Genomic DNA, 12080 nt, shown 5'->3' on the forward strand with positions numbered 1-12080 from the left:
ATGGCACAGTATGACCCGCTGACAGTCACTGTCAACATCTGCCTCGCGTGGAAAGGCCTGTCATGAGTGCCCTGGACGGAAAAGTCGCGATCGTGACGGGAACCAGCCGCGGTGTGGGCGTCGGCATCGCCCATGAGCTGCTCCGCGCCGGCGCCACCGTCGTCGGGTGTTCCCGTTCGCCCCTGGACACCATCCCCGGTGTCGAACCCGAATGGGCGGGGCGGGCCTCACAACAGGTCTGCGACCAAGGGGACTACCGCGCGATCGACGCGTTCGTCGCCGACGTCGTCGCCGAGCACGGCCGCATCGACATCCTGGTCAACAATGCCGGCGGGACGGTTCCGGCTCCGCACGCGGAGGGCATTCCCGAACTGGTGCAACGCATTCAGGGTGCGCCGGCGAGCGATGACGAGTATGAGCGCACGGCGCTCTTTCACGCGTTCGCAGTGCAGATGAACCTGATCAGCCCCCTTTGGTTCGCGATCCGCGCGTACCGGCAGATGCGCACCCAGGACGGGGTCGGTTGCATCATCAACATCTCCAGCGGGGCCGGGCATCCGGCGGGGTCACCGACGTTGGTCTCCTACGGCGCCGCCAAGAGCGGGCTCAACCATCTCACCCGATCGCTGGCCGAGGAGTGGGGGCCCAAGGTCCGGGTCAACTGCATCGCACTGGGACCGACCATGACCGAGAACTTTCGGTCGTTCGTACTGCCCAAAGACGACCCTACCGGTGCAAAGTATTTCGCGGCCGTCCCGCTGCGCCGGGCGGGCGAACCGGCGGAGGTGGGCCGGGTCTGTGTATTCCTCGCCGGCGGGGAGGCCGACTTCGTCAACGGCACCACCATCGAGCATGACGGCGGCATGTTGCCCGGCGTCCTGTACGAAGCGGGCCTGAAGACCATCACCGATCTGCTGTAATCGTTTTCATGAGCCATTCCCTGGAGCCCACCCCCGAACAGTTCGCGGCCCTGGCCACCCGGCCCGCCGACGAGCCGGTGGTAATGGTCAACCTGTTGAAGTTCAAGAACCCGGGTGGGCGGGAGTCCTACCGGCGCTACGCCCTGGAGGTGGCGCCGCACCTGCGGCGGGTGGGTGCCACCGTCCGTTACGCGGGAACCGCACCGGCCTATGTGATCGGTGACGATGAAAAGCCTTGGTGGGATGCGATTCTCGTCGTCGAGTATCCGACGCCGCAGGCATTCATGGACATGGTGAGCACGCCGGAGTACGCCGAGGTTCACCAGCACCGCGCCGCCGGCCTGGAGCGCGGTGACCTGATCGCCACGTCGGTTTGGTCAGTCGCGGGCGACTGACACTCAGAGCTTGTAGCCGATTGCGCGCAGCAGATCGTGGCGCTCGGCCACCTCACGGTCGCCTTCCACCGCGACGGGCGTCTGCCCGTCGATGACGCCAACGATGCCGCGACCGCGCGGAGAAACAGCAACCAGGACATCAACCGGGTTGGCTGTGGCGCAGTAGATCCCGCAGACTTCGGGCACCGACTTCACGGGATTGAGGACGTTGACCGGAAAGCCCTCACGCAAGAAGATCACGAAGCTATGTCCGGCCGCGATGGCCAGCGCCGTGCGCATCGCCAAGTCAACCAACTCGCCGTCGTTGCCGCTGCGGCGAACCAACCGCGGTCCCGACGCCTCGCAGAAGGCCACCCCGAACCGCAGCGACGGACTCACTCCGGCCAGCGCCTCGTGCAGGTCTTCGACGGTCTTGACGAAATGCGCCTGGCCGATGATCACGTTGACATCCTCGGGCTTGTCAACGGCCACCACATCCCACGTCAGCGATGTTGTCGTCACCAGCCCATGCTGCCACCCGGCTACGGTCGCCCGAAAGACTTCTTAGCCGCCTCATTGCCAGTCGGCCCAACTGAGGACCAATGACTTGTGTGCTGGGTTCAAAAGACCCGTCCCAACGCTGCCGGTAGCCGATAGCGTCTCTCTTCGACGGGCCCGTTAAAGCAGGGGAAAGAGCGATGAACGCCTTGCTCGATCTCATCGAGGAAAGACGCCACGTGCGCGTGCCGTTTGATCAGGCCGCACAGTGGAGTTTCCGCCTGAGGGTGCGCCGCGCGACCGTAGAACTTGCCCACCGCAACCACTTTGGCAACAAGACCACCGGGTCGGGAGTGCGGCGATGACCGTCTTGATGACCGGGTTTCCCGGCTTTCTCGGTAGCGCGTTGCTGCCGGGCATCCTCGGCCGCACCGGCGAGTCGGCCATCTGTCTGGTGCAGCCCAAGTTCGGCACGCTGGCACGGCGACGCGTGGACGAGCTGAGCGGTGCGGAACCGTTTCTCGATGGGAGGATCCGGCTGGTCGAGGGCGACATCACCCAACCCGGTCTCGGCGTTGCACCAGAGACCTTCGCCGAGGTCACCGAGGCGTGGCACCTGGCCGCCGTGTATGACTTGGCGGTGCCGCGCGACGTGGCGGTTCGGGTCAACGTCAATGGCACCCGAAACGTCCTGGACGCGCTCGAACGCTGTCGGAGCCTGACGCGGCTGCATTACTTCAGCACCTGCTACGTCAGCGGCCGTTACGCCGGCCCATTCGGCGAGGATGACCTCGAAGTCGGTGCGCCGTTCAACAACTACTACGAAGAGACCAAGCACCTCGCCGAGGCGGAGGTGCGTTGGCGTATGTCCGCGGGCATGCCTGCCACGATCTATCGCCCCTCAATTGTCGTCGGCGACAGCCGTACCGGGCAGACACAAAAATTCGACGGCCCCTACTTCGTCGTGCAGTGGCTGCTGCGACAGCCTCGCTACGCGATCCTGCCGATGGTGGGTGATCCCGTGAAGACGCGCGTCAACGTGGTCCCGCGAGACTTCATCGTTGACGCCGTCGGATATCTGAGCGGCCTCTCCGTCTCGGAGGGGCGCACCTATCATCTGGCGGATCCGCGACCGCTTACAGTCGACGAGATGGCGGATACGCTGGCTCAGGCGACGGGTCGCGAACTGCTCAAGATCCGGCTGCCCCTGAAATTGACGAAAGCTGCACTGGCGCACGTTCCGGGGCTCTACCGCTTGATGCGGATCCCTCCCGAGGCGGTCGATTACTTCGCCCAGCCCACCTTCTACTTGACCGATCATTGTCGGGCCGATCTCGCCGGCAGCAGTATCGAGCCGCCCGCGTTCCGCAGCTATGTCGATCGACTCGTGGAATTCATGCGCAGTCATCCCGACATCGGCTCGGCGGCGATGTTCTGAAGAGCGCCGTCGCCCAGGCGCCGGTCGGGGTCTAATGGGTGGATGGACCTGATGATGCCCACCGACGCGATATTTCTGCTGGGGGAGTCGCGGGAACACCCCATGCACGTCGGTGGCTTGCAGTTGTTCGAGATGCCCGAAGGCGCCGGTCCCGGCTTCGTCCGGGACCTCTATGACCGCTTGGTCGCGCAGCAGGATTTTCAGCCCACCTTCCGCAAGCATCCGGCGACGTTCGTCGGCGGAATCGCGAACCTGGGCTGGTCCTACGACGATGACGTCGACGTCGACTACCACGTCCGGCGCTCGGCGGTGCCGTCGCCCGGTCGGATCCGGGAACTGCTCGAGCTGACCTCGCGGTGGCACAGCAGCCTGCTGGATCGTCACCGTCCGCTGTGGGAAACGCACATCATCGAGGGCCTCAAGGACGGCCGGTTCGCCGTATACACGAAGATCCACCACGCACTGATCGACGGCGTCTCCGCGCAGAAGCTGATGCAGCGCGCGTTGTCGACCGACCCCGACGATCGCGAGATCCGAGCGCCGTGGAGCCTGCCCAAAAGCAAGCACAAGAGCAGCCCGGTGAGCCCATTGCGGTCGGTCCTGCGTGCGGCGGGATCGCTTGCGGCACTTGGCCCGTCGACGGTCTCGCTGGCCCGCGCGGCGCTGCTCGAGCAGCAGTTGACGTTGCCCTTCGGGGCCCCGCGCACCATGCTGAACGTCAAGATCGGCGGCGCGCGCCGCTGCGCGGCGCAGTCATGGTCGCTGGACCGCATCAAAGCCGTCAAGAAGGCGGCCGGGGTCACCGTCAACGACGTCGTCCTGGCGATGTGTTCGGGCGCCCTGCGCTACTACCTGCTCGAGCAGAACGCGCTGCCGGACGCCCCGCTGATCGCGATGGTCCCGGTGAGCCTGCGCACCGAGGACGAGGCCGACGCCGGGGGCAACCTCGTCGGCGCCATCCTGTGCAACCTCGCCACCGATACCGACGATCCCGCGCAGCGACTGCAGGCCATCAGCGATTCGATGCGCCGCAACAAGACGGTGTTCTCGCAGCTGCCCCGCTTCCAGGCACTGGCGCTGTCCGCGGCCAACACGTCGGCGCTGGCTCTGGCGGCCGTCCCGGGCTGGGTGGCGTCCACGTCGCCGCCGTTCAACATCATCATCTCGAACGTGCCCGGGCCCACTCAGCCGATCTACTACGGGGGCGCCCGCCTCGACGGCAACTACCCGCTGTCCATCGCGCTGGACGGCCAGGCGCTGAACATCACCCTCGCCAACAACGCCGGCAATCTGGACTTCGGCCTGGTGGGATGCCGGCGGAGCGTGCCGCACCTGCAGCGACTGCTGACGCACCTGGAGTCGTCGCTCAAGGACCTGGAACGTTCGGTCGGGTCCTGATCGGATGCCGAGACTCAGTGCGGGTGTGCTGTTGTACCGGACCCGCGACGGCGTCGTCGAGGTCCTGATCGCGCATCCGGGCGGCCCGTTCTGGGCGCGAAAAGACAACGGGGCCTGGTCGATTCCCAAAGGCGAGTACGCCGGCGGGGAGGATCCGTGGGTTGCCGCGCAACGCGAGTTCTTCGAAGAGCTCGGGCTTACGGTGCCGGATGGAACCCGGCTGGACCTCGGAGAACTCAAGCAGTCCGGCGGCAAGGTGGTCACCGCCTTCGCCGTCGGCGGCGACCTCGATGTGACCGACGCGCGCAGCAACACTTTCGAATTGGAGTGGCCGAAGGGGTCTGGCACGATGCGGGAGTTCCCGGAGGTCGACCGGGTGGGCTGGTTTCCGGTGGCGCAGGCGCGAGTCAAGCTGTTGAAGGGCCAGCTCGGGTTTCTGGACCGATTGATGGCGCATCCGGATTTGACGGGCTTACACGAAGGAACCTGACGTTGCGGCCGGGGCGTCGGCCGACGGGCAGAATGGCCGCATGACGACCGCGCCGACCGACTCCCAGGGGTTGTTGCTGCAGCTGCTGGACCCGGCCAACCGACCCGACCCGTATCGGCTCTGCGCGCAGTTTCGCGACGGCGGAGCCTTGCAGCTGCCCGACGTCAACCTCGCCGTGTTCTTGAGTTACCGAGACTGCGACGAGGTGTTGCGGCACCCGTTGTCGAGCAGCGACAACATCAACTCGACCGTCGCGAAGCGCCAGGCCGAGGCCGGGACGGCACCGCGCCGGCAGGGACCGCCGGGCTTCCTGTTCCTCGATCCGCCCGACCACACCCGCCTGCGCAGGCTGGTCAGCAAGGCGTTCGCGCCGAAGGTGGTGAGCGCGCTGGAGCCCGACATTCGTGCGCTGGTCGACGGGATGCTCGATCGGGTCGCCGAGAGGGGCCACTTCGAGGTCGTCGAGGATTTCGCCTACCCGCTGCCGGTGGCGGTGATCTGCCGGTTGCTCGGTGTGCCGCTCGACGACGAGCCGCAGTTCAGCCGTGCGTCGGCTTCGCTGGCTCAGGCGCTCGACCCGTTTTCGACGATCACCGGCGTGCCGGCGGAGATCGCGAACGAACGACAACAGGCCGGGGCCTGGTTGCGCGAATACTTCCACGGGCTGATCGACCGCCGCCGTTCACAACCTGGAGACGACCTGCTGTCGGGGCTGATCGCGGTGGAGGAGTCCGGCGATCAACTGAGCGAGGAGGAGATCGTCTCCACCTGCAACCTGCTCCTGATCGCCGGACACGAGACGACGGTGAACCTCATCGGGAATGCCATGCTGGCAATGCTGCGCGACCCTGTGCAGTGGGGCGCCCTGGGTGCCGACCCCGGTCGAGCGCCGGCGATCGTGGAAGAGACGCTGCGCTACGACCCGCCCGTGCAGTTAGTCGGCCGAATCGCTCTCGCGGACATGACGATTGGCGGGGTCGAGGTACCGGCGGGCGACGTGATGATGCTCCTGCTGGCCGCGGCCCATCGTGATCCCGCGGAATTCGAGCGGCCCGATGTGTTCGATCCGGACCGGAAGGGGTTGCGGCACTTGGGCTTCGGCCGGGGAGCCCACTACTGCCTGGGCGCGCCGCTGGCCCGGCTGGAGGCCGGCGTGGCGCTGTCGGCGGTGACGGCGCGATTCCCGGGTGCGCGGCTGGACGGTGAGCCGCAATACAAGGCCAACGTCACGCTGCGTGGGCTGTCGCGCCTGCAAGTCACGGTTTAGGTCAGCCGCGCTGTGCCTCAGCCGCGCTGTGCTCAGCCGCGCTCCCACGGCGGGCTTTCACCCATCTTCTTGTAGTACTTGGCCAGGTGGCTTTTGACCCGATCGACGTCCGTCTTCGGTAGGTCGATGCCGCCGCGCGCGCCGTCCATGATGGCGCCCGCGGCCATCACCCCGCGCGGGACCGCCTGAAGGTCGCCGCCGACGACGTCGGCGATCAGGAGCTTGTACGCCGTGAAGTTGTCCTTCTTGCCGTTGTCGTACCAGACGTGGGCATCGCGGTACTTCTCGTTCGGCTGCTCCTCGGCGCCGGCCCACTTGCGGACCCGCTTCTCGGCGGCGTCACCATCCCACTTGCTGTCGCGATCGGCCACCGGCAGGTCTTGAAACGCTGTTACTGACATGTCGTTCGCGTGCCCGCCGGCAGCGGGCGTTAAACGCGCCGGGACCGCGGGTTATGCACAGTTGGAAGTTTCTCCACAGCCTGGCGGTCGAGCGGTGCTCCGCGTCGCCGGCCGGGCCTACTATCGAAAACATGTTCGATGTCAGGTTGCCGACGGTCGAGGAGCTGGCGCGCGCCGAGGATGCGGAACTGGCGGCCGCCATCGCCCAGTGTGCGCGGGTGGAGGCGGCGGCCTCGGCGCGCAGGCTGGCGGCCATCGCGGAGCTGGTGCACCGCCGGGCCGACGGGCCGACCAGCTCCGCCCACTGGTCCTGCGACAACTGGGATGCCATGGCAGCCGAAGTCGCCGCGGCGCAAAACATCAGCCACGCCATGGCTTCGGGGCAGATGTATCTGGCGGCGGCGTTGCGCAACCGGCTGCCTCGGGTCGCGGCTCTCTTTGGCGAGGGCATCATCAGCGCCCGCTTGGCGGCGACCATCGTGTGGCACACCGACCTCGTGAAGGACCCCGACACCCTGCGATTGATCGATACCACGCTGGCCGAAGACGCCGCGCGGTTCGGGCCGATGTCGGCCAACAAGACCGCGCAGGCCATCGACGTGGTGGTGGACCGTTACGATCCCGGCGCCCTGCGGCGCACTCGCGCCGCGGCCCGCAGCCGCGACGTCGTCATCGATCAATCCGATGACGAGTCGGGCACTGCCGCCGTGTGGGGTCGGCTCTATGCGAATGACGCGGCCATGCTGGACCGGCGCCTGCTGCAGATGGCCGGGGAGGTGTGCGGAGACGATCCGCGCACCGTCGCCCAGCGCCGTGCCGACGCGTTGGGGGCCTTGGCCGCCGGCTCGGACCGGCTCGCCTGTGGTTGCGGGAACGGGGACTGTCCGGCCGGCGCCCAGACGGACGAGCGGGCGGCGGGCGTGGTCATCCACGTCGTCGCCGACGCTTCGACGCTGCAGGCCGACCCGGACCCGCACATGTCGGGCGAGCGGCGGTCGCGGCCCATCACCTGTGTCTTTTACTCATCTGACGCTGCCGACGAATAGAGGATCTCGCCGGCGCAGGTCGCCGAACTGATCCGTGGCGGGGCCAAAGTCCAACCGGTGCGCCATCCGGCCATCGCAGAGGCCGAGCCGGGTTACCGCCCGTCGGCCGAGCTGGAGCGGTTCATCCGGTGCCGGGACATGACGTGCCGGTTCCCCGGTTGTGATCGACCCGCCGAGTTCACCGACATCGACCACACGGTGCCCTACCCGCTGGGCCCCACTCACGCGTCCAACCTCAAGTGCTTATGCAGGAAGCACCACCTGCTGAAGACTTTCTGGACGGGTTGGCGCGACCAGCAACGGCCGGACGGCACCGTGGTGTGGACGTCACCGACCGGTCGGACGTACACCACCCGTCCGGGCAGTCGGCTGTTGTTTCCCGCACTGTGCGCCCCGACGGGCGAATTGTCCAGTGTCCCGAGGAACTATCGTCCCCGCGGCGAACGCGGCGTCATGATGCCCACGCGCCGGCGGACCCGACGGCAAGACCGAGCCCGCCGCATCGATGCCGAGCGCGCGCTCAACGCCGCCCACATCGCCGAACGCAACCAGCCGCCGCCCTTCTAGCCCGGTCCGAGTCCGGGCACGATGTCACCCAGGCTGAAGGTGACCGGCTCCTCGAGTTGTTCGTATGTGCACGAGCGCGGGTCGCGGTCCGGCCGCCACCGGTTGAGCTGCGCGGTGTGCCGAAAACGCCGGCCTTCCATATGGTCGTAGCGGACCTCGACCACGCGCTCGGGTCGCAGCGGCACAAACGAAAGATCCTTGCCCGCGTTCCAGCGTGAGTACTCGTTCTTGCGCGGCGTTCGTTCGCCGGCCTCGTGGGCGGCCCAGTTCCACGGGTGATCCTCGAAATCGGTGACCAGTGGCTGGAGTTCGGCGAACAGGCGCCGTCGCTCGGCCATCGGGAAGGCGCCGATGACGCCGACGGACGCCAGCTGTCCGTCGTCCTGGTAGAGCCCGAGCAGCAGCGAGCCGATCGAGTCGCCGCCGGACTTGTGCACGCGGTAGCCGGCCACCACGCAGTCTGCCGTCCGCTCATGCTTGATCTTGAACATGACCCGTTTGTCGGGCTGATAGGTGACGGTCAGCGGCTTGGCGATGACCCCGTCCAGGCCGGCACCCTCGAACTCGTCGAACCAGCGCCGCGCCAGGTCGATGTCGGTGGTGGCCGGCGTGACATGGATTGACGGGCCGGAGCCCCCTAGCGCCTCGACGAGGGCCGCGCGGCGCTCGCTGAACGGCCGCCGCGTGTAGTCGTCGTCGCCCAGGGCGAGCAGGTCGAACGCGATGAAGGACGCCGGCGTCGTCTCGGCGAGCATCCGCACGCGCGAGTCCGCCGGGTGGATGCGTTGTTGTAGCGCCTCGAAATCCAGACCGTTGCCGGTAGCGATGACGATCTCCCCGTCGATCACGCAACGCCCCGGCAGCTCCGCGCGGGCCGCGGCCACCAGCTCGGGAAAGTAGCGCGTCATGGGCCTTTCGTTGCGGCTGCCCAGCTCCACTTCGTCCCGGTCCCGGAAACAGATGGACCGGAACCCGTCCCATTTGGGCTCGTACGACGCGTCTGGCGGGATCGACCGCACCGATTTGGCCAGCATCGGCGACACCGGGGGCATGACAGGTAGGTCCATAGGCCGATTGTGCTGGAATCATCGGTATGGCTGCTGCAGAAGAGCTCGACGTCGACGGTATTGCGGTGCGCCTGACAAACCCGGACAAGGTCTACTTCCCCGAGTTGGGTTCCAAAGGCACCAAGCGCAGACTCGTCGAGTACTACCTCGCCGTGGCTGCCGGACCGATGCTCGCCACGCTCCGCGACCGGCCGACCCATCTCCAGCGCTTCCCGGATGGCATCGACGGCGAGGAGATCTACCAGAAACGCATCCCGCGCCACCATCCCGACTACCTGCAGACCTGCCGGGTGACCTTTCCCTCCGGACGCACCGCGGACGCGCTCAAGGTCACACACCCCTCGGCGATCGTCTGGGCGGCCCAGATGGGCACCATCACACTGCACCCCTGGCAGGTGCGGTGCCCCGACACCGACCATCCCGACGAGTTGCGCATCGACCTCGACCCGCAGCCCGGTGTCGCCTTCGAGCAGGCGCGTACGGTCGCCGTCGACGTGTTGCGGCCGTTACTCGACGAGCTCGGTCTGGTGGGCTACCCCAAGACCTCCGGCGGCCGGGGGATCCACGTCTTCCTGCGGATCGCCACGGACTGGGACTTCACCGAGGTGCGCCGCGCCGGCATCGCGCTGGCCCGCGAAGTGGAGCGCCGCGCGCCCGAGGCCGTCACCACGTCATGGTGGAAAGAGCAGCGCGGCGAACGCATCTTCATCGACTTCAATCAAAACGCCCGGGACCGCACCATGGCGTCGGCCTACTCGGTGCGGCCCACCCCGATGGCGACGGTGTCGACGCCGCTCACCTGGGACGAGCTGGCCGGCGCGGAACCCGACGACTACACCATCGCCTCAGTTCCCGGCCTGGTGAAGGGCCGCGAAGACCCATGGGCGGCGATGGGCGGCGCGGCGCAGTCGATCGCGGCGCTGCTGGAGATGGCCGACGACGACGAGGAGCGCGGCCTGGGGGACATGCCGTATCCGCCGAACTACCCGAAAATGCCCGGCGAACCGAAACGCGTTCAGCCCAGCCGGGATACGGACCGGAAGAAGGATGGTGGCCGCTGAGGGGCTCGGAGATGGTGGTTGTGCCCCAGAAACGACCCCTCGAAGTCACCTGGCGAACCCGACGCTTCTGGGGCAACAACTTTCAGCACAACTCTACTGCTGACTGCCTGCTCTGGCGAGACCCATCGGGGCAGATTGTGGAGGTTCCCTGCCAGCGTGACCAGCGGTAGTGCCCGGACCGCCGGCATCCCGCGTCGCGCGGACGCAGCCGAGAACCGAATACCGGCCATCGAGAAGGCTTGAGGTACAAGTCACTTCAACGTATTAGGGCCGCGCTGGGACGGTTGGCCGCCGCTACGGCGAGAGCGCAACGGCGGCCAACCGTACGTGAACTGGTAACCCGATGCAAGCAGTGGATCACGACCGGGCGGCCGTGTGACTGGCCGCCCTTGCGGCCAGTTCTACGGCGTGCAGCTGATTGAGGTGCCGGTGCTGGTGCACGAGATGGTGGGCAGCGTACATCCGGAGCTTGCCAATGCGGTGAAGCCCAGGACCACGCCGAGAACGACTTTGTACTTCAAACGAGACATGAACACTCCGTTCGCCGATGAAGAAATGTTTCGCCCGAGGAAAGTCATAGTACGTGAGTACAACGCGGAATGATGTGGGATTCAACAAAATTGAGGCAATCTGCGTCAACTGTTTGACGGCGCGACGGCTATTTCTGAAACGTCGCAGGCTGGATTCCCTTGTGCCACAAGGCTGGAGAAGATTCGTCACAGTGACCGACGAGCCCGCTCGGCTCGGCGAGCGGACGCTCGAATGTGTGCGCCAATAGCACCTACGCCTATCCGCAGCAGGACGGCAACCAACAAGCCGGGTGCCCTGCCGATGCGGAAAATGCTTGATTACCAAGCATCTTCACAAACCCACGCGGTGGCACCTCGGGTACGCTGACTGGCACGCTTAGGCAACTGCGTTACCTCTGGGCAGGTCTAAGAGCGGACCATGCCAAGTAGGGCGTGCCAGTCGCGCAACCCCCGACGGCCGCCGGCCAGGTCTACGGCGAGCAGGTAATTCCGGTGGAAGCAGTGCTGCAGTCGATAGTCAGCGGGATCGTGCAACCGGAGCTGGCCAACGCTGTGGCGGCCAGCATCAGGCCGAGGGCAATCTTGTACTTCATGCGTGACATGAACCACTCCATCCGTTAGAGGGAAGATGTACGCCCGAGGTGAGCAATATTACGTGAGCGCAATGCGGAACACGATCGGATTCACCAAATTTCCGGCGATCCACGTGTCAGCAGTTTGATGCGGCGCGGAGCCTCGGCTGAACCGGCCCGCGCCCGGGGGTCAAATCCGCCGCGGCGGGCGGCTTTTAGCGTACTTAGCATTCATTTCTCGGCAAACCTCCACGCGGACAACGGGGTCTGCCATCGGTGGTCGGACCATCCAACCCGGATCTAAAAGCCCCCTTACGAAGCGCGAAACGTGTTCGCCAGAGCCGAGACACGTACTATAGGTCTTGAAAATAACGCGAGCGACGTCTCTCGGTATGTGTCTTGCGGCCGCGCTCGCGGATTCGCTTTGCCTAACCTCAATAGCTTGAATGCA

The 12080-nt window shown here is 66.3% G+C and carries 15 protein-coding genes; 12 read left to right on the forward strand and 3 right to left on the reverse strand.

What is annotated here, in order from left to right:
* Positions 1-62: 62 nt before the first annotated feature.
* Entirely contained in the window at positions 63-920 is an 858-nt protein-coding gene (locus tag C1737_RS20900) for an SDR family NAD(P)-dependent oxidoreductase (RefSeq protein WP_102419361.1), read from the forward strand.
* 8 nt (positions 921-928) lie between these two features.
* Positions 929-1315, forward strand: coding sequence for a DUF1330 domain-containing protein (locus tag C1737_RS20905; protein ID WP_067919241.1), 387 nt, complete (start codon positions 929-931; stop codon positions 1313-1315).
* A 3-nt stretch (positions 1316-1318) separates the two neighbouring features.
* Here the strand turns inward: C1737_RS20905 and C1737_RS20910 are convergent, their stop codons facing one another.
* Positions 1319-1816 carry an adenosine-specific kinase gene (locus tag C1737_RS20910; protein WP_102419362.1) on the reverse strand — a complete coding sequence of 166 codons (498 nt, stop codon included), beginning with the start codon at positions 1814-1816 and terminating at the stop codon, positions 1319-1321.
* 176 nt (positions 1817-1992) lie between these two features.
* Here C1737_RS20910 and C1737_RS26775 point away from each other — a divergent pair, with 176 nt between their 5' ends.
* Genes C1737_RS26775 through C1737_RS20930 form a run of 5 tightly spaced genes read left to right on the forward strand, consistent with a single transcriptional unit; the run spans position 1993 to position 6385 of the window.
* Positions 1993-2157 (forward strand): hypothetical protein, encoded by a 165-nt coding sequence (locus C1737_RS26775; protein ID WP_156751854.1) that lies wholly within the window; start codon positions 1993-1995, stop codon positions 2155-2157.
* Positions 2154-3230, forward strand: a complete 1077-nt coding sequence (locus C1737_RS20915; protein ID WP_102419363.1) for an SDR family oxidoreductase — start codon at positions 2154-2156, stop codon at positions 3228-3230. Before C1737_RS26775 ends, C1737_RS20915 begins: the two co-directional genes overlap by 4 nt.
* A 42-nt stretch (positions 3231-3272) precedes the next feature.
* Positions 3273-4628, forward strand: coding sequence for a wax ester/triacylglycerol synthase family O-acyltransferase (locus C1737_RS20920; RefSeq protein WP_102419364.1), 1356 nt, complete (start codon positions 3273-3275; stop codon positions 4626-4628).
* A gap of 4 nt (positions 4629-4632) precedes the next feature.
* On the forward strand, positions 4633-5118 hold the full coding sequence (locus C1737_RS20925; protein WP_068095624.1) for an NUDIX domain-containing protein: 486 nt from the start codon (positions 4633-4635) through the stop codon (positions 5116-5118).
* Positions 5119-5158: 40 nt separating this feature from the next.
* Positions 5159-6385: a cytochrome P450 gene (locus C1737_RS20930; protein ID WP_102419365.1), complete on the forward strand. Its 1227-nt coding sequence runs from the start codon at positions 5159-5161 to the stop codon at positions 6383-6385.
* 32 nt (positions 6386-6417) lie between these two features.
* Here the strand turns inward: C1737_RS20930 and C1737_RS20935 are convergent, their stop codons facing one another.
* Positions 6418-6786 carry a hypothetical protein gene (locus tag C1737_RS20935; protein ID WP_102419366.1) on the reverse strand — a complete coding sequence of 123 codons (369 nt, stop codon included), beginning with the start codon at positions 6784-6786 and terminating at the stop codon, positions 6418-6420.
* A 131-nt stretch (positions 6787-6917) separates the two neighbouring features.
* On the opposite strand from C1737_RS20935, the gene C1737_RS27540 reads away from it, so the two are divergent.
* Together C1737_RS27540 and C1737_RS27545 are read left to right on the forward strand one after the other, a co-directional pair.
* Entirely contained in the window at positions 6918-7832 is a 915-nt protein-coding gene (locus tag C1737_RS27540) for a DUF222 domain-containing protein (RefSeq protein ID WP_369807542.1), read from the forward strand.
* A gap of 57 nt (positions 7833-7889) precedes the next feature.
* Complete coding sequence (locus C1737_RS27545; protein ID WP_369807543.1) at positions 7890-8399, forward strand: HNH endonuclease signature motif containing protein; 510 nt, start codon at positions 7890-7892, stop codon at positions 8397-8399.
* Here the strand turns inward: C1737_RS27545 and C1737_RS20945 are convergent.
* The gene (locus tag C1737_RS20945; RefSeq protein WP_102419367.1) at positions 8396-9466 is read right to left on the reverse strand and encodes an ATP-dependent DNA ligase; all 1071 of its coding nucleotides are present in this window, start codon (positions 9464-9466) and stop codon (positions 8396-8398) included. The two genes, C1737_RS27545 and C1737_RS20945, sit on opposite strands and share 4 nt — an antisense overlap.
* Before the next feature lie 26 nt (positions 9467-9492).
* Between C1737_RS20945 and ligD the strand changes: the two genes are divergently transcribed.
* From ligD to C1737_RS26935, 3 genes are all read left to right on the forward strand, one after another.
* A complete protein-coding gene (gene ligD, locus C1737_RS20950; RefSeq protein ID WP_102419368.1) occupies positions 9493-10527 on the forward strand; it encodes a non-homologous end-joining DNA ligase in 1035 nt (344 codons plus the stop codon).
* Positions 10528-10902: 375 nt separating this feature from the next.
* Positions 10903-11130, forward strand: coding sequence for a hypothetical protein (locus C1737_RS26930; protein ID WP_199183018.1), 228 nt, complete (start codon positions 10903-10905; stop codon positions 11128-11130).
* A gap of 359 nt (positions 11131-11489) precedes the next feature.
* On the forward strand, positions 11490-11678 hold the full coding sequence (locus tag C1737_RS26935; protein ID WP_199183019.1) for a hypothetical protein: 189 nt from the start codon (positions 11490-11492) through the stop codon (positions 11676-11678).
* Positions 11679-12080 lie beyond the last annotated feature (402 nt).

Origin of the sequence: Mycobacterium sp. 4858 (assembly GCF_900240975.1) — a bacterium.
GTDB lineage: Bacteria > Actinomycetota > Actinomycetes > Mycobacteriales > Mycobacteriaceae > Mycobacterium.

Excerpts from the sequence above, each read along its gene's own strand:
- C1737_RS20900 (WP_102419361.1), top strand. The coding sequence starts at position 63 with ATGAGTGCCCTGGACGGAAAAGTCGCGATCGTGACGGGAACCAGCCGC.
- C1737_RS26775 (WP_156751854.1), top strand. The coding sequence starts at position 1,993 with ATGAACGCCTTGCTCGATCTCATCGAGGAAAGACGCCACGTGCGCGTG.
- C1737_RS27540 (WP_369807542.1), top strand. The coding sequence starts at position 6,918 with ATGTTCGATGTCAGGTTGCCGACGGTCGAGGAGCTGGCGCGCGCCGAG.
- C1737_RS20945 (WP_102419367.1), bottom strand. The coding sequence starts at position 9,466 with ATGGACCTACCTGTCATGCCCCCGGTGTCGCCGATGCTGGCCAAATCG.
- C1737_RS20915 (WP_102419363.1), top strand. The coding sequence starts at position 2,154 with ATGACCGTCTTGATGACCGGGTTTCCCGGCTTTCTCGGTAGCGCGTTG.
- C1737_RS20935 (WP_102419366.1), bottom strand. The coding sequence starts at position 6,786 with ATGTCAGTAACAGCGTTTCAAGACCTGCCGGTGGCCGATCGCGACAGC.
- C1737_RS20925 (WP_068095624.1), top strand. The coding sequence starts at position 4,633 with ATGCCGAGACTCAGTGCGGGTGTGCTGTTGTACCGGACCCGCGACGGC.
- ligD (WP_102419368.1), top strand. The coding sequence starts at position 9,493 with ATGGCTGCTGCAGAAGAGCTCGACGTCGACGGTATTGCGGTGCGCCTG.
- C1737_RS20930 (WP_102419365.1), top strand. The coding sequence starts at position 5,159 with ATGACGACCGCGCCGACCGACTCCCAGGGGTTGTTGCTGCAGCTGCTG.
- C1737_RS20920 (WP_102419364.1), top strand. The coding sequence starts at position 3,273 with ATGGACCTGATGATGCCCACCGACGCGATATTTCTGCTGGGGGAGTCG.
- C1737_RS20905 (WP_067919241.1), top strand. The coding sequence starts at position 929 with ATGAGCCATTCCCTGGAGCCCACCCCCGAACAGTTCGCGGCCCTGGCC.